Genomic DNA, 21,842 nt, shown 5'->3' on the forward strand with positions numbered 1-21,842 from the left:
AACTTTTCAGAGAATTATGCGGACACCATATTTACTTTTAAGAAAAACTGGAGAGTCATTTCAGTTCTTGAATGGTAAATCGTTTTAAAAAGCCCTGGCTCAGGTGAAAATAGACAATGCGGAAATCACGGTCTATCTTCCGGTGTAAATAGTCTCTGGCTTCAGCCAGCAACCCGGGCGTAATTTCTTCGAGTTTCACCGTAAAACCTTTAGTGATATACAACCCATGCAGAAAACAATCCTGCTCTACTTCAAATGTATGTTCGCCGATTTGACGAAAGAGAGGCGGCTGCATATCCTCGACCGAAAGCCCATTGACGAGCTTCTTCCAGCCTAAATGATTGGTGACGATCCCCCACGAGTAAAGCGGAAGCGCTACATCGAACGTTAACGGATAATCGTTCATATTTCGGGTATAAGCCTTGAGTAGCGAGAGGTCGAGGATCGAGTTGGCCGAATCGTCTCCGGTGGGATCGGAGGTCGCGTAGCACATCAGGTAACCCTTGTCGGCCGGCGGCACGCCCGTCTGTTTCCTGTCCTTGATCTGATGCAGGCGTAACGTACACGATATGTTCTTCGCTGAATGTTTTTTCAGCACTTCGAGGAAACGGAAGTACGTGTTCCGGGTACGTGTCGTCCAGTCACAGTCGATCTTAATTTCGCGTATTTCCGGAAAACGGTTGACGATGGCAATGTCTCGAATCAGCGTTAAGGTATGGTCGGCGAGTTCGTCGATCTTTTCATCCGTCATATCGAGAAACGTACGGTTCGTAATGAACACGACCGGTACATATTCCGCCGGCAGGACCGCTGCATCGAAACGTTTGATTTTAGCTACGGGCACCGGCTTTCCTTCTCGGAGATCGATATCGAAAAGTCGGATAAAAAGCCTCTCACAAGCCAGCGAGTCGAAATAATTTTTTTCCGTCTCACCGATATGTACATCGGCTTTCCAGTAATAAAAGTCGACCGGATGGTTGCGTTCGCGGCGGCAACCTGCTGCCAATATACTAAATAAAAATAAATATATCAAACTCTTAGTATTCATTTCTGTATCCTATTGATTGCACAAATATAAGTATTAAAATTATTATCTTGAAATAACAGTTTTGTGAACCATTTTGCTGCAATTTTGTTTATAAAATAAAACATAAGGCATATAAAAGCCATACAAAAAAAGAATTAAAAACATGCTTAAAATTGATTGCATTCATTTGATCCGAAAAGATTCATTTCTCTCAAACACAAATATCGACAGCAAGACCGAAAGAAAAGATTTCTCTAAAAATCAAAGGGTACACATCAAATCACTGAATTATTTTTATAACATTTAAACTTTATATGGTATGAAAAAGAAAACTTTTATTGCAGTCGTACTGAGTATTATTTCGGTCGCTGTATTCGGACAGGAAAAGATCAAAGACGTGCGGACGAATCCTACGCTTTATTTCTTACAGATCGAAGACGTAGCAAGCAGCCTCGACCTTTTGGCACCTCCTCCGCAACCGGGCAGTCTCCTCTTTCTTTATGATCAGGCGCAGTATCAGTGGGGAAAGATGCAGCGAAACACGCCACGCGGCGAGCAGGCTTTTTCGGATGCCAACGTAGATGGGGATGGTGTGCCGCAAGCCTTTTCAGAAGCATTCGGAGTCCGTATCTCGAAGGAGACAACTCCCGAAATTCACAAGTTGGTCTTGAATATGCGCGAAGACGCGGGAGATCTGGCCACACGCGGCGCCAAGGAGCATTACATGCGCATGCGTCCGTTTGCTTTTTATCAGGAAGAAACGTGTAATCCTAAGCAACAGCAGGAACTTTCGACCAACGGTTCTTATCCCTCGGGACATACCGCCATCGGTTGGGCTACAGCACTCGTACTGGCTGAGATCAATGTAGACCGTCAGAACGAAATCCTTAAAAGAGGATATGAGATGGGGCAGAGCCGTGTTATCTGCGGGTATCATTTCCAGAGTGATGTCGATGCCGCGCGTTTGGTGGCCAGCGCTGTTGTTGCCCGTCTGCATGCCAATGAGAATTTTATGGTGCAGCTCGGTAAGGCCAAGCAGGAGTTTGCCAAACTTGTTAAGGAAGGCAAAGTAAAGAAAAGCGAGACACAGGTAAACTGAAACAGGTGGACGTATGATGAAACAGTTTATTCTCATACTTCTCGGTCTGATGTTGATGGGGACAGCCCATAGTCAGGACGAGGAGAAATTAACGGTGAAACCTTCGGGGCGTATCCTGATGGATGCGGGAGCGTTCCATGCCGACCATTACAACGACAAATTCAATGATGGAGTTGCCATCCCCGATGTACGCATCGGGTTTGGAGCGCAGTACGGCAAATGGAAGAGTAAGGTCGATGTGGGATTTGCTTATGCAAAAATCTCGCTGAAAGACATCTTTATGGAATACGTCTTCAATAAGGAGAATCTGCTTCGCGGAGGATATTTCGTCCATCAGTTCGGGCTGCAGAGCGCAACAAGTTCTTCCTTCAAGATCACAATGGAGGAACCGGCCAGCAATCAGGCCTTTTTCAACTCCCGTCTGGTCGGTCTGATGTTTCTTCATAATAAAGGGAAGTTTTTCGGTACACTGAGCCTCTTTGCCGAAAGCGAAGCGATGAAACAAAGTACGGATAAACTCGGCAATGAAGGCTACGGTATGATGAGCCGACTCGTCTACCGCCCCCTGCGCGATCCGGGTAATATCCTTCATATCGGTCTTTCAGGTGCTTTCGAATCGCCTCGATACAGTGCCAAACCCGAAGATAATCATCGCTCGTATGCGTTAAAGTCGGAATTTCCGACCCGTATCGCGCGCGTAGCAGCTCAGCAGGCCGACATCACCGAGGCGAAGATGCTTTACAAGTTTACGCCCGAAGTAACGGCGGCTATCGGTCGTTTGGCTATCGAATCGCAGTATTTTTTCGTGACGGTAAATCGTGAAAAGGATTTACCCCGTTATCAGGCAAGCGGTGCGTATGCCCTTTTAAGAGGGCTTGTAAAAGGTAATGGCTACGTTTACTCTGATGGAGACAGCGGTATCGGCACACCTGCTCCGGGTTCGATGGAGCTTGTATTAGGATACAACTACACCGATCTGTCCGATCATAAAGCCCGGATACTCGGAGGGCGGGTGAACGACTGGTCGCTCACCTTCAACTATTATCCGAACAAATACATGATCTGGCGTGTCAGAGGTTCGCTGACAAAAGCAACCGACAGAGCCGGCTATGACGATACCAATCTGAGTCTTATCGAGACGCGTTTTCAGGTGAAGTTTTGAATCCGTCAGAAAAACAACACAATCATTTCAATTTAATCATTTCAAAACATGATAAAAAGGGAAACAACATTCGTCGGGATCAATGAGAAGCTGGAAGATTCATATAAAGTAATCGCTAAAGTGTTTGATCTGAAAGATTCTCCTGCCTCTGCCTGTAAATCGGATTCGTGAATATGAAGAAATAAAGTAGATCTTATTTCCCCAAACGGGGCGCGCCGGCAGCCGAAAAAATGCCTCGCTGCTTGGAGCGAACATCTTCGACCAGATAAAAAGCATCCGGATCGAACAAGTTCACCAGACGAACGACTTTCTTCTCCGACTTACGACTTACGACGGTCTCGATAACCGAGACCTCTGAGATCGCTCCTTCGCCTTTAAGGCACGTAGAGCCGAATCCGTTATCGTTGAGGAGGCGGGTCAGCTCGGCACCGTCCCTCTTCGTATAAATGCGGAACAACAGAAAGCCGATGGCAATCTTGTTCTCCACCATAATCCCCACGAAATTACCGGCTGCATAACCACCGGCGTATGAGAGATAAGCTACGATATCGTTGGCGTTAGAAAATATTTGCGAAATCACAATCACCCAGATAAACACCTCAAAGAAGCCGACAACCGGCGCTTTCTTTTTTTCTCCTTTCGAGACAAAGATGATGCGCAAGGTTCCCAAGGTCACATCGCAGATACGACCAAAGAAAATAATCATCGGTGTTAACCAGGGGTAAATCTCTAAAAATTCGAACATAAACGTATAAAAGTTTTTCGTGTTGTTTGCTGCAACGGCAATATTGATAATACGCGGCAAAGATAACGTTTTCTAACGGATCGCGCGAACAAAACGGCAGGCATTCAGATCATCCGACGCATTTTTTCTCTTTTTCTTGTCCGATGCCGGAATTTTATCTACTTTCGCAACTTCATCCAAACGACAGGTTATTTTAACAATGATACAAGCGCGAGGAATAAGAAAACGCTTCGACAAGCTGGAGATTCTGAAAGGTATTGATTTGACGATCGACGCCGGAGAAATCGCAGCCATCGTCGGGCCGAGCGGTGCAGGGAAAACGACCCTGCTGCAAATTATCGGAACGTTAGACAAGCCCGACAGCGGTACACTCCTGATCGAAGGCATCGAACCCTTCCGGCTCAACGAAAAACAGATGGCTGATTTCCGCAACCGCCATATCGGTTTCGTCTTTCAGTTTCATCAGTTGCTGCCGGAGTTTACCGCGCTCGAAAACGTGATGATCCCCGCGCTGATTGCCCGCCAACCCACCTCTGCCGCCGAAAAAAGGGCGAAAGAACTGCTGGATTTTCTCAAACTTTCCGACCGGATGACGCACAAGCCCGCCGAACTGTCGGGCGGCGAAAAACAACGGGTCGCTGTGGCACGCGCGCTTGTCAACCGGCCTTCCGTGATTCTGGCCGACGAGCCTTCGGGCAGTCTGGACACGCAGAACAAGGAAGAGCTGCATGCGCTGTTCTTCGACCTGCGGAACGAAATGGGACAGACCTTCGTCATCGTCACACACGATGAGCAGCTGGCAACGCAAGCCGACCGCATCATTCACATGAAAGACGGACAGATATGAGTACGGCCACACGGACCACTTTCGGCCGATTGGGCGTGGTGCTCGCCACCATCGGGAGCGCCGTAGGGTTAGGCAATATCTGGCGTTTCCCTTATATGCTGGGCACCAATGGGGGCGGCGCGTTTCTGCTGATTTATATCCTCTGCGTGTTGCTTCTCGGACTGCCGGCCGTCATCGCCGAGTTCTTCATCGGCCGACACACGCAACGCAACGCGGCCGGAGCCTTCAAAGCCATAGCGCCCGGTACGGCATGGGGGCTGATCGGTTACAACGGAGTTCTGATCGCGTTCCTTATTCTCGGCTTCTATTTCGTCATTGCCGGATGGACTTTTGAATATCTTTTTCAATCCGTGACCGAGCCGTTAACCGGTAAAACGACGGCCGACTTCGAAGCGGAATTTTTCACCTTCTCTTCCGAGGTTTTCCGCCCGGTCTTCTGGACCATACTCTTCATCGGGCTTACGCATTTCATCGTGACGGTAGGTGTGAAGAACGGCATCGAGCGGGCCTCGAAATTCCTGATGCCGCTACTCTTCGTCATCATGCTCATACTGTGCATACGCAGCCTGATGTTTTCGGGCGCTCGCGAAGGGTTGGAGTTTCTTTTCAAACCCGATTTCGGGAAAATCAACTCGTCCGTCGTGTTCAGTGCCATGGGGCAGGCATTCTTTTCGCTCAGCATCGGCATGGGATGCCTGATTACGTACAGTTCGTATTTTCATAAAAAAACCAACTTGCAACGTACTGCAATCGAGGTGGTGGTACTCGATACGGTCGTAGCGCTGCTGGCCGGAGTGATGATTTTTCCGGCCGTCTTTCATTTCGGTGTCGAACCGACCGAGAAAGTCGCCCTCGTATTTATTACGCTGCCCAACATCTTCGCCCGGATGCCTTTCGGAAACGTATGGGCTTTCAGCTTCTACCTCCTTTTGGGCGTAGCGGCGCTGACGTCTACCATCTCGCTGCACGAAGTAGCCACGGCCTACATTCACGAAGAACATGGCATCAAACGCAAGCGGGCAACCGTCTACGTATCGCTCGGCACCTGTATTCTGGCCGTATTCAGCTCGCTCTCGTTCGGACTGATGAAAGACTGTACGCTTTTCGGGATGACATTCTTTGAATGCCTCGATTTTCTGACCGCTAAAATCATGCTGCCTCTCGGAGGTATGCTCACCTGCATCTTTGTCGGGCATCGCATCGACCGAAAAATCCTGAAAGCCGAACTGACGAACGAAGGCAGCGTGCCGTTCCATTTCTTCCGAACCTATCGTTTCCTTGTGCAATACATCGCACCGGCAGGTATCGGATTGATTCTGCTTTATCAGTTTGGCGTCTTCAAGCTCTCCGGTTAATGAGCCCTCATTTACATTCGTAATCTTCCATACACAGGTCTCTAAAGACAAGGCAAACGCTCCCCCTCCCTCCAAATTCCAGTTACACGTAACATATGTTGGAAGACCTCGCGAAACTATATATTAGTTGCCAACACAAGAAATTTATTTACCCACATGAAAAAGATTTTATTCGACTTTTGCAAGTTCAATAAATGATTGATTATAGAAAAAAACGCACATTTAGCGAGCCTCTGTTATTCATCATTTTACAGTACTTAACAAAAAAGGTCAAACTTCACAGTCTGACCTTTTTCCAAATCAACTAAAACAAACAACTATTTATCTATGGTAAATCGGTAGATACACCGACTTTCATAGCTATTTTCGGGCCGAAGTTCCGTTGTCGGGAACTCCGGATGATTCGGACTGTCGGGGAAATGCTGTGTTTCCAAGCAGAGTGCCCCCCGATAAGGATAAGTTACTCCCTGTTTTCCAATATCCTTTCCGCTCATGAAGTTACCGGAATAAAATTGTATCCCCGGTTCCTTCGTATATACTTCGAGTACGATTCCACTCACGGGACTGATCGCTTTTGCCGCGAGTTTAGTCACATCGCCATTCGTATTCAAGACCCAATTATGGTCGAATCCACGACCTCTTACGATTTGTTCCGATGAGCTATCGATATGCAAATTCAACGCTACCGGATCACGCAAGTCCATTGGAGTTCCTTCGACCGGTGCGATCGAATCGGGAATCAGCATGCTATCAACCGGCGTATAATAGTCAGCATTGATCATTATCAGATGATCGAGCACCTGCGAGCCGGGCACACCGGAGAGGTTGAAATAACTGTGATTCGTTAAGTTCACTACGGTCGGTTTGTCGGTTGTTGCAGCATAACGTATATCGATCTCATTTTCTTCGGTCAGGAGATATGTAACCGCAACATGCAGGTTCCCGGGGAATCCGGCTTCCCCATCGGGTGAAAGATACGTCAGTTTCAACGTCTTTTCATCCGGCTGTTCCGCTGTCCAAACCTTGGTATGAAAACCCTCCGGACCTCCGTGGAGGCAGTTCGTCTCATCGTTTTTCGGCAATGTATAGGTCACGGAGTCTAAGCTAAACGAAGCATTTGCGATCCGGTTTCCATACCGCCCGATAATCGCCCCGAAGTTTCCGTCCGACGCCAGATAATCGGAAATTTTATCATATCCGAGCACGACGTCTGTCATCTTCCCGTTTTTATCGGGTACCATCACAGAGACAATGCGTCCGCCATAGTTCGTAATGCAAACTTCCATCCCTCTATCATTGGTAAGAACATATAAGGCAGTCGGATGACCTTCTACCTCCGATACGAAATGCTCCTTGTTCAGACCGGATATCGTTAACTCATCACCCGTTTTACCACACGCTGTCAACATAACGACAGCAGCCAACATACTTAAAACCAATTTCTTCATCTGTTTATTTCCCTCTCTGTTTCTGTTTCTTTTTTCATTCCCTTTCCGTCTTTTTTTCGTTTCGTGGCAATGTGCCTAAAAAACGGTTTGTGTTTTTATAACAAAGAGAAATTAGAGATTGTTCATGAAAAAAAAATTTTTTGTTCGCACTTTTCAATCGCTGGCATAAAAAGACGAATGAGAAGCGGTAAAACAAATTCTTTACTTCCTGTAAAAACGGGACAAGCAGGGTAAGAGAGAAGAATTCGTTCGGTTCTTCCGACATCGGTTCGAGTTGATACGCAAAATGATTTTATCGAAAAAAATATCTTATTTTTGTACTTTGAAGTAAAGGATGATATTCATGATGGAAAAGATTGATTATGCAACAGAAATAAACCGCCTGCGAAAAGAGAAAAATGCGATTATTCTGGCACATTATTACCAGACAGGAGAGATTCAAGATATTGCCGACAAGGTGGGCGACAGTCTTGCATTAGCTCAATGGGCGGCTAAGACAACGACTGATATCCTCGTGCTCTGCGGCGTACATTTCATGGGGGAGACAGCCAAAATTCTCTGTCCGGAAAAAAGGGTACTCATTCCTGATACGGAAGCGGGCTGTTCGCTGGCAGACAGCTGTCCGGCCGATGAATTTGAGAAGTTTGTCAAAGCACATCCGGATCATCGGGTAATCTCGTATGTGAACACTTCGGCAGCCGTCAAAGCGTTGACTGATGTTGTAGTCACATCGACGAACGCACACAAGATTGTTGCGTCGTTCCCTCAAGATGCTTCACTGATTTTCGGGCCGGACCGGAATCTGGGTAATTATATCAATCGTATTACCGGGCGCAACATGCTTTTATGGGAGGGCGCATGTCATGTACATGAACAATTTTCACCAGGGAAAATCCTTGCTTTGAAGAAGACACACCCCGAAGCGGAAATCATTGCACATCCCGAATGCAAACAATCTATCTTGCAAATGGCCGATTTTATCGGCTCGACGGCCGCACTGCTGCATCATGCCGTACAATCGCCGAAAACGGTGTTTATCGTATCGACCGAGAGCGGTATCATCCATGAGATGCGTAAACGTAATCCTCACAAGACGTTTATTCCCGCTCCTCCGAACGACAGCACGTCCCCCTGCAACGAATGCAACTTTATGCGTTTGAATACGATGGAAAAACTGTATCGTTGTCTGCGAGATGAAACACCTGAAATACTCGTAGACGAGACCATTCGTCTTCGAGCCGTCAAACCGATTCGGCGCATGCTGGAGTTGTCATGAGACATTGCATTTGCATGCCCGTGAACAGACGAGATGATTTATCGGTCGGTCGATGCCAGCTTTCGACCCTGTGGGAACGTTCGGTACGTATCGTACGAATACCTTTCTTGGGATGGGCGGTATGTGTGCTCATCGGACTCGATGTTCATGCACACGACATTCCTTTTGTACCTCCGGTTTACAACTACACAACGGCCATGTACGGAGGAGGTAACCAGAATTGGGCTGTGGCGCAGGGTGCCAACGGTGTGATGTATATCGGCAACAACAACGGTCTGCTGCGTTTCGACGGGGTCAACTGGGAACTGCACCGGTTACCGAATCATTTATCTGTTAAGTCGCTTTTTGTCGATACGGCTGCGAGGCCCGAACGAATCTATGTCGGATCGTTCGAAGAGTTCGGATATTTTACTGCCGACGCCGCTCACCGCCTCACGTATCATTCGCTCAAACCACTTGTAAAGGATTATCTTTTCCGCAACGACGAAATCTGGACGATTCATAAGGTCGGGACGGTCATTTACTTTCAATCTTTCTCCTCTTATTTCGCTTATCGTCCCACCGACGGTCTCATCCGCCATGCTCGCCCATACCCTGCGCCGCTTTATTTTTTCGAGGCCGGCGGAGAGCTGGTCTCGCAACTGATCAATGACGACTTTTATCGATTTAACGAGGATGGCAAGACGGAGCGATTTTTCGGGCGCGAGGAGGTGGGCGACGACGATATCGTTTCGGTACTGCCTTTCGGCAGGGAGTGGCTGCTCGTTTCGTCGCAGCATGGATTCTTTATTTTCGACCCGGCAACGCATTCCGTATGCCCGTGGCCGACGGATATCGACGCAGAACTGCGCACAGCCATCGTCAACCGTGCGGTCTGTACGCACGACTCGACTTACATCGTCGGTACGCTGAATAAAGGATTGTTCGCCATCGGTCGAGACGGAGCGAAGCGATGGCATCTTCATCGGCAGAACGGATTGAACAACAATACGGTGCTCGGGCTGTTCGTCGATCGCGATCATCATGTATGGGCTGCGTTAGATAATGGTATTTCCCTTGTTCATACGCGATCGGAGTTGTCGTTCTTTCAACCGGACGGCATTCAGTTGGGTCTGGTAGAAGAGATGCTTTTTTACGACGGCAGGCTCTATCTTGCCACCAATCAGGGGGTCTACAGATCATCAGGGGTAGACGGGCAGATAGACCGGTTGCCGGGCTTCGATACGCAATCGTGGTTTATCCGTTGCTTCGACGGACAGATGATTACAGGTAATAACCGCGGCACATCATTCATCCGGAACGACCGGAATCTCCCCCTTGAAACGAGCACGGGTGGAATGGATATCCGTCAGGCGCGGCTGCATGAGCAGGACGTGCTGATCGAGTCGACATACACTTACCTGTCCGTCTATCGCCGGAACGAGGCCGGCCGCTGGATGTTCGCCCGACAGATTGACGGGTTCTATGACCTGATCCATCACCTTGAGACAGACCATACCGGAAATATCTGGGCCGGACACATGTATAAAGGAGTGTATCGGCTGCGACTGAACGATTCGTTGAGCACCGTTGTCGAGACAACTTATTTCCCCCATTTACATCCTGCCGACAGCACCCCGGCACACATCCGCGTGATGAAACTGCGCGGGCGTATCGTCTTCTCCGACGGCCGACATTTTTATACTTATGACGACATTGACCGACGGATCGTGCTCTATGAGCAACTCAACACACAACTCTGCGGACTGGAAGACGTCAACCGCATGACCGCCATCAACGACAGTCTGTACTGGTTCGTGTGCGACGGCGCTTATGCGCTTGTCGGGCTGCACAACAATATCTATCGTCTGCGCGAAAAAATTCCGTTTGCCATTTTGAATCATCCGCCCAACAGCGGACGCGGTAACGTACATGTGACGAACGATGGGGTATCGTATCTTTGCCTCGACGGTGGCATCGCACGGTACTTGCCGCAATCGGGTATCCCTTATCCTCCGAAAACGTTACGCCTGCATGCCGTGTCGGCCTACAATCGCAGGAACGACCAACGTCAGCATCTGTCGGTCGATGTACTTCCGGCTCCGATCGATTATGCGTTCAATCATCTGACGTTTGCTTTTCAGTATCCCGATTTCTCGCGGAAAGCTTTCCGGATAGAGTGCCTGCTGGAGCCATACGACACACGATGGATAGCTACCGATGATCACCGTCGTATCGAATATGCCTACCTGCCTGCCGGTGAATATACATTGCGGGCGCGTGTGCTCAACGATCTTGGAGAGGAACTTTCGGTTCTTTCCTACTCGTTCCGTATCCAAAAACCGTGGTATCGGACGTTCATGGCCGGCGTCGGCTATCTGTTTCTCGGGATACTGCTGATGTTCTTTTTTATCCGGCTGTACACACGTCGTGTAATGCGCAAACGCAGCGCGTTATTCGAACAGCAGGAGAAGGAACGGATAGCACAGCTCGACCGGCAGGAGAAACTGATTACAGCCTTGCGTAACGAACGGCTCGAAGCCGATCTGACTCACAAGGGCAAAGAACTGGCAGGCGCCACGATGAACATCATCAACCAAAAAGAGTTTCTCAATAAGTTAAAGCACGAGATACAAGCGGTAATTCTCCGGGAGAAGATGAATAAGAACGAAGGTCACAAACTCCTCGCACTTATCGACAGCAACCTCTCGGACGAAGACGATTGGGTACTGTTTCAGGAAAATTTCGATTTGATTCACGAAAATTTCTTCCGCCGGCTGCAGGAGCAGTATCCGGTACTGACCCCGACCGACCTCAAGCTCTGTGCCCTGCTCCGCCTTAACTATTCCTCGAAAGAGATCGCGAACATGCTGAACCTGACGATTCGAGGAGCCGAGGCCGCACGCTATCGCCTGCGCAAGAAGCTGAACTTGCCCGAAGAAGTCAACCTTGTTTCTTTTATGATTGATTTCAAGTAAGTTTTTCGTATGTTTGTCGTCAAAAAAAACGTACTCATCATGAAAACAGGGTTATTCATCGTTTTGCTACCTGTCCTCACTGTCTGCAAAGGAATAGCTCAGCGTGTCGCCTTACAGGAACTTGTCGATAAGCGGCGATATGCCGAAGTCATGGCGTATGCGGCCACCCTGCAACCGGCCGACACGGCCGATTATGCCACGATGTATGCTATCGGGCAGGCCTGTGAGGGGATGCTCAAATACCGCGATGCCTACCGTTATTATCGGCGCTGTCTGGCCATCGACTCGACCCGGACGGATCTGCTGGCAACGGCTTCACGCATGGCTGCGAATCTGGGTAAAACCACGGAGGCGGAAACGTATCTGCAACAACTACGCGCACGTGATACGACTGACTTTTACGCCAACTATCAATTGGCTCGACTCTACGCCCAGCAGGGAGAATATCCGAAAGCTATCGGACGGTATGAGTTTCTTCTGCGACAAGACCCCGAAAACTCCGTACTGATGCGTCTTATCGGTGATTGTTACAACCGGATGGACTACACCGTTTCGGCTTTTCGATACTATCTGAACGCTTTTCGAAGGGAGCCGGAAAACGCATCGTTGGCAGCTTCGCTGTCTAATCTGTTGCTGTTGCTTCAAGAGCCGGAAGAGGCAGTGGCCGTCTGTGACACGTCTTTACGATATCATCCCCAAAGCCGTTTGCTGCTTCAGAGCAAAGGACTTGCACTGTTTACCATGCAGAAATACGCACAGGCCGATACGGTCTATTCCATGCTTATGGCACAGGCCGACAGTTCCTACAATACGTTAAAGTACGGAGGGTCGGCCCAATATTATGCCGGTCAATACATGAGGGCGATCGAGCCACTCGAGAATGCTTACCAAAAAGATACGACATCCGTCGAGGTCTGCCTGTTGCTCGGTTCGTCATTGGGACGTACCTTCGACCGTAAACGGGCGTTCAAATTGTTCGACAAGGCCGAAGCGCTCATGCAACCCTCACCTGCCTTAGTCGATATGTTGATACGGTTCCGGGCCGAAACCCTTGATCGTGACAACCAGCATGACAAGGCGAACGTGCTCTATTACCAACTCTGGACCGAGAGTCAGCGGTTCGATATGCTGGGATGCATCTGGCAGCGATACCGAACCTCTAAGATGGCGGAACAGTCTGACGACTATCGCCGGCGTGCCCTCTTCATCAACATGCTTTTCGCGACCGAATATCTGAAAAGGCCGGAGCGCAGGAAAGATCATCTGGTTTACCTCCGTTCGCTGCTTTCGCAGTTTCAGGAAGAAATGTTTTTCCGTAGCGTGAAACAGTTGCCGACGCTCGCCCCCGACGGTAAAAAAGGCGTCTGCACGGAGGAGCAGTTGCAGACCGTGATTCGGCAACTCCCCGAAAAAGAGTAATACACTCGGACAGACGTTCCGGATTTTTGCACTATTTTTGCCGGACAGATAAACGACAGACAGATGAATAGAGCACTGTTTGAGTTCCTCCGGGAACTTCAGGAAAACAATAACAGGGAATGGTTTCAGGCCAACAAGAAACGGTATGATGCTTTGCATGCCGCTTTCGTCGACCATGTGAGGCAGCTGATCGACCGTATCGCCACGTTCGATCCCGAGATCGGCGGGCTGGATGCCCGGAGTTGCGTGTATCGCATCTATCGGGATCTGCGTTTTTCGCAGGATAAAACGCCTTACAAAACTCATTTCGGAGCGTATATGACCGGTTTCGGAGGACGTACCAGTCCCTACGGCGGCTATTACATCCATCTTGAGCCGGGTAAACCGTTTCTCTCGGGAGGCGTATGGTGTCCTGCTCCGGCTATGCTTAAGCAACTACGAAAAGATCTGTTCGATAACATGGACGAGTTTCTCCAAATTTACGAAGACCCGAAGTTCAGAAAAGTATTCGGTGAGTTAGAAGGCGACAAACTCAGCCGGATGCCGCAAGGTTTCCCCACCGAGACTAAACACGGTGATATCTTGAAATATAAGAGTTTCGTCGTGTCGAGCGTCAAAACGGAGGCGTTCTTCTGTGCCGATGACTGGATAGATCGCACCGTCGAGGATTTCAAACTGCTACAGCCGTTCAACCATTTTCTGAATTATACCATCGGCGAGTTTTTCGGGAAAGCATGAAACGTTTTTTGAAGCGTCTGTATCGGTATCTCTTCTGCCGTAAAGGTTACGGAGTTCATTCGCCATTCGTCTTCGATTTGATTACCAACGTGTTCGAAGAACGACACGGGTACTATGCCTATACCGAACTGAAAGCTGCCCGTCTGATGCTGCAACAGGATACAAAGATAAAAAATGCAGTCAAACGGCAAAGCCTTTCCCGACATGAATGTGAGTGGCTTTTCCGGCTGGCGAATCGTTTCAAACCATGTCGCATTATCATGGTCGGGAGCGGAGCGGGACTGATTCCGCTCAGCCTGACGAGCTATGCTTCGGGAGGGCTGCACGGCATTGCCTTGGAGCAGGATGCCGTGATGGCCGATATGGCGCGGGAGTTATTGCATGAGCGGGCCACATCGCCTGTCGAAATTCGTTGTGAAGCATACGAAACGTCGCTGCCTAAGGCGTTAGCCGATCTCGGACATCCCGATTGTATCGTGCTTGATGGGACAACAGGCGCATTATCCGCTCTGCTCCGATGCTGTTCCGGCTATATCCATGAAGATACCCTGCTGATCGTCCGGGGAATCGACGCTTCGCCGGAGGCAAACGAAGCGTGGCGAACGGCTTGTGCCTTACCGTCCGCCACAGTCAGTATCGATGCGTGCACATGGGGCATTGTCTTTTTCCGCCCCGGTCTGCCCCGGAAAACATTCAGGCATGTTGTGTGTTAAATCTCTCGCGCGCCTTTGTCTTCCGTCTTTACGATACCATTCGTTTCGTTTCCGTTAAAATCTCAATCGACCGTTGTACATCCAGTGCTCACGGGAGTTGAGGTAACGAATCTCGACATTATCGTGTGAAGTGATACAGGCTTTTGTTTCTTCCGTTCTTTTTTCTCTTATATCGGTAGCCAGTATTTTGATGATTCCATCCATAAAACCGGCCTCACCACGTGTTTTCTCAATACGCAAGGGTACCTCGATCGTATAATCGAGTTGGAGCTTGGGCGATTGGATGCTCAACAGCGTGCCTTCTCCTTCGATTTTGCGCAACGCGCCTTTTCCGAAGTGAATCTTCCACGAGCAGGAATACTCGAATTCCCTGTCCCGGTTGTTATGACGGGCAACGCTCCATGTATTTCTGTCTTCGTTTTTAATCTCGAATTCGTAGATGATCCGTTGCTTTGCCGACGAAGAAGATAAATCACGCACCGTCCATGTTCCGGGAGCATTGAGATTGTGTCCGTTCGTTCGGATGGACATGTGCATTTTATCTTCAGAAAGGTGCCGAAGCGTCCACGTATTTTCTTCTTCGCCACGAAGTATTTTTACGTTGTTGAAGTAGAGCTTGTCGACCGAGTCGCGTTTGGCGAGGTCCGTCTGCGAATAGTATTCGTTGAAACGATAGACATATTCGAGCATGGTCGCGTATTTTTCCAACACATTATACGTATAGTCGAACGCTACACGGCCAGGATGAGTTCTGCGCCGGCTTTCATCGTAATATACGCAACTGCACGTCATGCTCAGTAGAGTCAGACTTAAAAGGAACTGTTTCATTTTCATAGTTGTGTAAGTATATTTGAATATTTAACCACTGTTTTTTTCAGAAACGATAACCTGCACCGGCCTTCAGGAAGCCCATCGTTCCGTATCCGATTTCCCAATATCCGAAAAGGTTACGTCCGAAGGATACCCCGAAGAAAGTGAGCTGTCCGGTTACAAACGTTCGATGAGAGTATTCACGCATGCCGAATTCTCTCTCGCTTTCCATGCCAAATCCTAATCCGAACCCCGAATAGAGACGTACGACAGGACGATTGAAATAGATGAAACGTATCGTCGGATAAAATGCAAAACAGTGTTTGCGGTAAGTATCATCAATCAAGAATGATTCACTGACTCTGCGATTTTGAAAAACCCCTGAATAGGAAACATTAAGACCCACTGCGAGCCATCGTTTCATCTCCTGTGTATAGGAGAGCGAAAGTGCTTGTGTGTAATGGCGCTCGTCGTACGTATATCGTCCTTGATTATACCGATCGAGTGGTGTCCGCCACCAATTCGGATAGTCATGACTCTCCCACCACGATGGAGAAGATAGTTCGACCCATCCCCAACCGAAGGAAACTTCACGCCGCGGATGGAAGGTAGATCGTCTCCTATCCGGTAAATCATCTTGCGCTCGCGCACCCACCACCAATACAGCCAGACAAACAAAACAGAACAGTTTCTTCATTAAGATTTTTTTCATTTATTCTCATTTATATAAAACAACAGACTCCACACCAATGGGCAGAAAAATCCTCTCTTTTTATTTATCTCCGTAAAAAAACTTTTATCTTTACATATAGAATAGACGGAAAAAACAGGTGAAACGTTGCCGCAAAGCATTTTTTTTTTGAATAGATAAAAAAACGATGAGAAGATACTGTCGTATAATGACATACATTCGTTCATAAAAAGGTTGGATCGTCGAAGAGATCACGAGAAATCGCTTTCATCCAAACACCGGAGTTTACCACCGAGAAACCCGTCACTTGCAAGGCAATAATTAATTGTATAAAATGGTTAAAGTCAAACGGTAGGGATTTGTATGTTCACATAATATACCTACCTTTGCCCGTCCGTAAGATAATAAATAAGGACATGAAGGAATATATTTTCAAGCTGGAGATGAAGGTGCGTGACTACGAATGCGACTTGCAGGGCGTGGTGAACAATGCCAATTACCAGCACTATATGGAACATACGCGTCATGAATATCTGGAATCGCTCGGCGAAAACTTCGGAGAGATGCACGAGAAAGGACTGGATGCGTTCGTGGCGAAGGTAGAGATCAAATACAAACATTCTTTGCGAAGCGGCGACCATTTCGTGTCGTGCGTAAATCTCAAACGCGAAGGTATTAAACTCGTATTCGAACAGGATATTTACCGGAAGTCCGATGGGATTCTGGCTGCATCGGGACGAGTGGAGACCGTGATGGTACAAGACGGGAAACTGACTCGTGGCGAGTACTTCGACCGTCTGATTCATTAAGTTCTGTTTGTCCCTTTTCCATAATGACGGCCGATCCCACTGCACTGATTGCTCTGACGATGCTTCAAGGTGTCGGCGATGTGTTAGCGCGTGCGCTGTTGCAATATTTCGGAACGGCTGAGGAGGTCTTTACTTCGCATCGGCGAGTCTTGGAAAAGATACCGGGCATCGGCGAATATACGGCCCGACGGATCGATGAAGGAAAAAACGAGGCCTTAAAACGGGCAGAAAAAGAAGTTTCTTTTATCGAGAAAAAAAACGTACGGTTGTATGCCATCACGGAGCATGACTATCCGAAGCGCCTGCGCGAATGTCAGGATGCTCCCGTCGTTTTCTATTACAAAGGTAAGGCCAACCTGAACGCAACGAAGATCATCAGTATCGTCGGGACGAGACGCGCAACGGATTACGGCCGGATGCTGACCGAACGGTTAGTCAGAGAGTTGGCCGAAGTATATCCTGATTTAGTTGTTGTCAGCGGATTGGCGTATGGCATTGATGTTTGTTCGCATCGCAGTGCCTTAAAGAACGGCTTGCCCACTGTCGGTGTCCTGGCACATGGGTTAGACCGGATTTATCCTGCCGGACATCGAAATACGGCGGTCGAAATGCTTGAACGGGGCGGACTGCTGACCGATTTCCCCAGTGAGACGAATCCTGATCGCGAGAACTTCTTGAAGCGTAACCGGCTGATTGCCGGACTGGCTGATGCGACGGTCGTCGTCGAATCGGCAGAGCGTGGCGGAGCGCTTGTCACAGCTGATATCGCGTGTTCATACGGGCGCGACGTCTATACCTTTCCGGGACGGACGACCGACGAGTATTCGGCCGGATGCAACCGAATGGTCCAAACGAACAAAGCCGGCCTGATTACTTCGGGACAGGATCTGATCCGCGCCCTTTGCTGGGACACCGAAGCAACCGGCCTTGGCGTCAAGGGACAGTTGAAGTTAAAACTTGAGAGACCCGATCACCCGATTGTAAAAATACTGGCCGACAGAGGCGAGATGCAAATCAATGACTTGGCGATGGCGATAGACCTGCCGGTGTATCAAGTAACTCCGATACTTTTCGAACTCGAGCTTGCCGGACATATCATCGCTCTGCCGGGAGGAATGTATAAATTAACCGATTAAAAACAGATGAAAAAGTTCTATCAGACAATAAAGGAACGGAAACTGCAGATATTCTTCTTAATGTATATCCTGCTGCTCGTTCCGTCCATGAGCCTGATTGCTCAAAACATACCGGCCAAAACGCTTATCTCCGGTTTCCTCGTGAGTTTCGGACTGCTGTCCGTAGTCTTCATCCTCTCTTCATTTATGACGACGAAAGGGATCCGTATATTCTATTCCATTCTATTGGCGATTACCATCATACCAAGTACGATTTTGCTCAGTTACCTACTGATTGCAAATGTGTTGCTTTCGGGTGGGACGATTACTTCACTTTTCGAGACGAATACGGATGAGGCGAAGGAATTTATCACCTATGTAAACCCCTGGATCGTCATGGGGGGCGCTTTATATGTCCTGCTTCCCATCGTGATGATCTGTAAAATGAAACAAGTCGTTTTTCACCGCGTAGGAAAGCATAAAAACGCCTTTTTTGCCTGCGTACTGCTGTTGTTGTTGTTTCTGGCTATCGAGCCTGTGGCACAGCGCATTTACTTCGTCGACTTCTATCGCGTTTTTGCCGATTATAAACGGCAGAGGTTACGTGAAGAAAAAGAGATCGCAGAACGCCAGACTCTTCCCTTCGACGTAAGCATGCTTCCCGAAAAAGCACCGCAGACGTTGGTCGTTGTGATCGGCGAATCACATACCCGGCATCACATGTCGCTCTATGGCTATGGCAGGGATACAAACCCGTTGCTGTCGGCACAGAAAAGCAGATTGAACGTTTATCGTGATGTGGTTTCGCCGCAAGTACATACCATTCCCGTCTTGCGAGCCGCACTCACCTTTGCAGATCATGAGCATCCCGAGAAACTGACCGAACAGCCGTCACTCTTCGAGTTATTCAACCGTGCAGGATACGAAACGTATCTGATCAGTAACCAGCCTTTCGAAAACTCATCCTCCAGCTACGAATCATTGCTGAGGTTGGCCCAACATACGACCGACCTCTCACGGCTGAACGAGCCGGATGGCGTGATGCTCAAATCACTCAGGCAGACGTTGCAGGAACAAACGAACAAGCCCCAACTTATCGTGTTGCATCTGATGGGAAGCCATATCGCGTACAAATACCGCTATCCCGAAAATTTCGAGCATTTCAACCATTTGCATCATCCCATCGGGCGTCGAGACATACAGCTCACCGCTGATGCCAAGACGGTGATCGACCGGTACGATAATTCCGTGCGCTATAATGACTATTTGCTCGCCTCAATAATTGACATGATAAAGAGCGAAAAGAAAAGATCGACCATGCTCTATTTCTCCGATCATGGCGAAGAAGTATATGATTTGCGCGAATTTGCCGGTCATGCTTACGAAAAAATTTCCTCTTACATGTGTGAAATACCGTTTATCCTATGGATGTCGGACGATTACAAGCAACGGAGAAGCGATCTTGTCTTCGATACGAAGCGTCCCTATTCAACCGTGGATGTATTGTACAGCCTTTCGGATTTGGGAGGATTGCGGTATGAAGGATACGACACGCGCCGGAGTATTTTTTCCGCGCAATTCGCGCCCCGTCCGCGAATCGTCGGCCAAATACCCTACGAATCAGTGCTTGATATGACCCACGAGATTCGACAAAAACATCGCCGAACCATGGCATCGAATACATTCTTCGACAATCTGAATAAAGAATGGAAACAGATTAAAAGCTTATCCGATAAGGTGCTCTCTTCTCCTCGGGCAGAAAAATGAAACAGATATAAAAAATTAAAGGCTATCTCACGACAGCCTCTAACCCACTTTGTTAACCTTAAATCTAATACTATTATGAAAAAACCACGATGCAAAGATACAGTCATACCTCTTATTTGTCAAGAACAAATGAGTTAAATAATCATAACAAAAGCGAACGAAAAATATAAAAAATGTTTGCGCTTGTATAAGGGGTAATAGCCGCACATATCTATTATAACTATCTCTTTAATACTTTATAACCGCTTAGAATTACTTTTAATGGTGTTCCGTTTTTCAGTTTGACCTGATAATGCTCTTTACCGAAAAATCCGATCCGTGCGATGTATTCCGTATTCACGATACAGGAGCGACAGCCCCGTACGAACCGGCCGACGGATTACGCCCCGAAATCGACGAAGATTTGAATATATCAACCTTTTTTTGTTCCTTTGTCATCTCAAAACAAATCAGAAACAGAATCCTATGAATCCGAAGAAGTTTTTATTACAAGAGAAAGATATTCCCACTGCATGGTATAATATCGTAGCCGATATGAAGACAAAGCCGATGCCCATGCTCAATCCGGCTACTCGGCAGCCGATGACGGCCGAGGATCTCTACCCGCTCTTCGCCACCGGGTTGGCACAACAGGAGTTGAACGTGACGGACACATGGATCGAAATCCCCGAGGAGGTGTGCGACCTCTACAAGAACTGGCGCCCCACGCCGCTCGTCCGGGCCTACGGTCTGGAGCGCGCATTGGATACTCCGGCACATATTTATTTCAAGAATGAGAGTGTCAGCCCCATCGGTTCGCACAAGCTCAACTCGGCGCTCGCACAAGCTTATTTCTGCCGGAAAGATGGGGTGACGAACATCACCACCGAGACGGGCGCTGGACAATGGGGCGCGGCAATGTCGTATGCGGCCAAGGCTTTCGGGTTGGAGCTGGCCGTCTATATGGTCAAGATCAGTTATAATCAGAAGCCCTACCGTCGTTCGATGATGCAGACATTCGGGGCACAGGTCATCGCTTCGCCGAGCATGAGTACGAAGTCGGGAAGGAAGATATTGACGGATCACCCGACGTATCAGGGCAGCCTCGGCACGGCGATTTCCGAAGCCGTGGAGCTGGCCATGCAGACACCTAACTGCAAGTACGTGTTGGGCAGTGTGCTCAACCATGTGGCGCTCCACCAGACGGTGATCGGTCTGGAGGCGGAGAAGCAGATGGAGATGGCGGGCGAATATCCGGATGTGGTGATCGCGTGCTTCGGCGGAGGGTCCAATTTCTCCGGCCTGTCGTTCCCCTTCCTAAGGCATAAGCTGACCGAGGGTCGCACACTACGTGTCGTGGCGGCCGAACCGGCATCATGCCCGAAGCTGACGCGTGGCCGCTTCCAATACGACTTCGGCGACGAAGCGGGTCACACACCGCTCATTCCTATGTATACGCTCGGCCACACGTTCTCCCCGGCACATATCCACGCCGGCGGACTGCGTTACCACGGTGCCGGAGCCATTGTCAGTCAACTGAAGAAGGAGGGGCTGATGGACGCCGTCGACATCCCGCAGCTTGAGACGTTCGACGCCGCCCGACTCTTCGCCAAGACGGAGGGTATCATCCCCGCACCCGAGTCGGCTCACGCTATCGCCGCTACGATCCGGGAAGCGAAGGAGGCGAAGGAGGAAGGCAAAGCACGCACGATCCTCTTCAACCTTTCGGGCCACGGACTGATCGATATGGCTGCCTATGACCTGTATCTGGCCGGCGACCTGACCAACTACGAACTTCCCGACGAGGAACTGAAGAAATCAACCCAAGATCTGGAACAGATTATTTAATCACAACACATCGGACAATGATATTCCTGCAAAACCG

General features: G+C 48.8%; 18 protein-coding genes and 1 pseudogene. 13 read left to right on the forward strand and 6 right to left on the reverse strand.

Going from position 1 to position 21,842, the window contains the following annotated elements; translation table 11 throughout:
- Positions 1–55 precede the first annotated feature (55 nt).
- Positions 56–1,048: a hypothetical protein gene (locus tag Tanf_RS08610; protein ID WP_046825570.1), complete on the reverse strand. Its 993-nt coding sequence runs from the start codon at positions 1,046–1,048 to the stop codon at positions 56–58.
- A gap of 298 nt (positions 1,049–1,346) precedes the next feature.
- Here Tanf_RS08610 and Tanf_RS08615 point away from each other — a divergent pair, with 298 nt between their 5' ends.
- Positions 1,347–2,126, forward strand: coding sequence for an acid phosphatase (locus tag Tanf_RS08615; protein ID WP_046825571.1), 780 nt, complete (start codon positions 1,347–1,349; stop codon positions 2,124–2,126).
- A 16-nt stretch (positions 2,127–2,142) separates the two neighbouring features.
- On the forward strand, positions 2,143–3,288 hold the full coding sequence (locus Tanf_RS08620) for an OprO/OprP family phosphate-selective porin (protein ID WP_046825606.1): 1,146 nt from the start codon (positions 2,143–2,145) through the stop codon (positions 3,286–3,288).
- A gap of 193 nt (positions 3,289–3,481) precedes the next feature.
- Here Tanf_RS08620 and Tanf_RS08625 read toward each other — a convergent pair whose 3' ends face one another.
- A complete protein-coding gene (locus Tanf_RS08625; protein WP_046825607.1) occupies positions 3,482–4,033 on the reverse strand; it encodes a DUF2179 domain-containing protein in 552 nt (183 codons plus the stop codon).
- 199 nt (positions 4,034–4,232) lie between these two features.
- Here Tanf_RS08625 and Tanf_RS08630 point away from each other — a divergent pair, with 199 nt between their 5' ends.
- Together Tanf_RS08630 and Tanf_RS08635 are read left to right on the forward strand one after the other, a co-directional pair.
- Entirely contained in the window at positions 4,233–4,880 is a 648-nt protein-coding gene (locus tag Tanf_RS08630) for an ABC transporter ATP-binding protein (RefSeq protein WP_046825572.1), read from the forward strand.
- Positions 4,877–6,235 (forward strand): sodium-dependent transporter, encoded by a 1,359-nt coding sequence (locus Tanf_RS08635; protein WP_046825573.1) that lies wholly within the window; start codon positions 4,877–4,879, stop codon positions 6,233–6,235. The genes Tanf_RS08630 and Tanf_RS08635 overlap by 4 nt, the downstream gene beginning before the upstream one ends.
- Before the next feature lie 317 nt (positions 6,236–6,552).
- Here the strand turns inward: Tanf_RS08635 and Tanf_RS08640 are convergent, their stop codons facing one another.
- Positions 6,553–7,683 carry an aldose epimerase family protein gene (locus tag Tanf_RS08640; protein WP_041590639.1) on the reverse strand — a complete coding sequence of 377 codons (1,131 nt, stop codon included), beginning with the start codon at positions 7,681–7,683 and terminating at the stop codon, positions 6,553–6,555.
- 343 nt (positions 7,684–8,026) lie between these two features.
- On the opposite strand from Tanf_RS08640, the gene nadA reads away from it, so the two are divergent.
- The 5 genes from nadA to Tanf_RS08670 all read left to right on the forward strand — a co-directional run bounded on the left by nadA (position 8,027) and on the right by Tanf_RS08670 (position 14,786).
- Entirely contained in the window at positions 8,027–8,959 is a 933-nt protein-coding gene (gene nadA, locus Tanf_RS08650; protein WP_046825575.1) for a quinolinate synthase NadA, read from the forward strand.
- A gap of 14 nt (positions 8,960–8,973) precedes the next feature.
- Entirely contained in the window at positions 8,974–11,916 is a 2,943-nt protein-coding gene (locus Tanf_RS08655; RefSeq protein ID WP_052449058.1) for a triple tyrosine motif-containing protein, read from the forward strand.
- Between the two features lie 39 nt (positions 11,917–11,955).
- Positions 11,956–13,335, forward strand: coding sequence for a tetratricopeptide repeat protein (locus tag Tanf_RS08660; RefSeq protein WP_046825609.1), 1,380 nt, complete (start codon positions 11,956–11,958; stop codon positions 13,333–13,335).
- 63 nt (positions 13,336–13,398) lie between these two features.
- On the forward strand, positions 13,399–14,073 hold the full coding sequence (locus Tanf_RS08665; RefSeq protein ID WP_046825576.1) for a DUF2461 domain-containing protein: 675 nt from the start codon (positions 13,399–13,401) through the stop codon (positions 14,071–14,073).
- On the forward strand, positions 14,070–14,786 hold the full coding sequence (locus Tanf_RS08670; RefSeq protein ID WP_046825577.1) for an SAM-dependent methyltransferase: 717 nt from the start codon (positions 14,070–14,072) through the stop codon (positions 14,784–14,786). Before Tanf_RS08665 ends, Tanf_RS08670 begins: the two co-directional genes overlap by 4 nt.
- Before the next feature lie 54 nt (positions 14,787–14,840).
- Here the strand turns inward: Tanf_RS08670 and Tanf_RS08675 are convergent, their stop codons facing one another.
- The gene (locus tag Tanf_RS08675; RefSeq protein WP_140230608.1) at positions 14,841–15,620 is read right to left on the reverse strand and encodes a hypothetical protein; all 780 of its coding nucleotides are present in this window, start codon (positions 15,618–15,620) and stop codon (positions 14,841–14,843) included.
- Positions 15,621–15,660: 40 nt separating this feature from the next.
- Entirely contained in the window at positions 15,661–16,308 is a 648-nt protein-coding gene (locus tag Tanf_RS14825; RefSeq protein WP_140230609.1) for a hypothetical protein, read from the reverse strand.
- Positions 16,309–16,703: 395 nt separating this feature from the next.
- Between Tanf_RS14825 and Tanf_RS08685 the strand changes: the two genes are divergently transcribed.
- The 3 genes from Tanf_RS08685 to Tanf_RS08695 are packed head-to-tail and all read left to right on the forward strand — an operon-like array spanning position 16,704 to position 19,978.
- Positions 16,704–17,096 carry an acyl-CoA thioesterase gene (locus tag Tanf_RS08685; RefSeq protein WP_046825580.1) on the forward strand — a complete coding sequence of 131 codons (393 nt, stop codon included), beginning with the start codon at positions 16,704–16,706 and terminating at the stop codon, positions 17,094–17,096.
- Positions 17,097–17,119: 23 nt separating this feature from the next.
- Positions 17,120–18,232 (forward strand): DNA-processing protein DprA, encoded by a 1,113-nt coding sequence (gene dprA, locus Tanf_RS08690; RefSeq protein WP_046825581.1) that lies wholly within the window; start codon positions 17,120–17,122, stop codon positions 18,230–18,232.
- Positions 18,233–18,238: 6 nt separating this feature from the next.
- Complete coding sequence (locus tag Tanf_RS08695; protein WP_052449060.1) at positions 18,239–19,978, forward strand: sulfatase-like hydrolase/transferase; 1,740 nt, start codon at positions 18,239–18,241, stop codon at positions 19,976–19,978.
- A 220-nt stretch (positions 19,979–20,198) separates the two neighbouring features.
- On the opposite strand, the pseudogene Tanf_RS14830 reads toward Tanf_RS08695, so the two are convergent.
- Positions 20,199–20,336, reverse strand: a pseudogene (locus Tanf_RS14830) (LytTR family transcriptional regulator DNA-binding domain-containing protein); the annotation flags it as partial.
- A 107-nt stretch (positions 20,337–20,443) separates the two neighbouring features.
- Between Tanf_RS14830 and Tanf_RS08700 the strand changes: the two are divergent.
- Positions 20,444–21,805: a TrpB-like pyridoxal phosphate-dependent enzyme gene (locus tag Tanf_RS08700; RefSeq protein WP_046825582.1), complete on the forward strand. Its 1,362-nt coding sequence runs from the start codon at positions 20,444–20,446 to the stop codon at positions 21,803–21,805.
- Positions 21,806–21,842 lie beyond the last annotated feature (37 nt).

The sequence above is a fragment of the Tannerella forsythia genome, from assembly GCF_001006485.1.
Taxonomy (GTDB): Bacteria; Bacteroidota; Bacteroidia; order Bacteroidales; family Tannerellaceae; genus Tannerella; species Tannerella forsythia.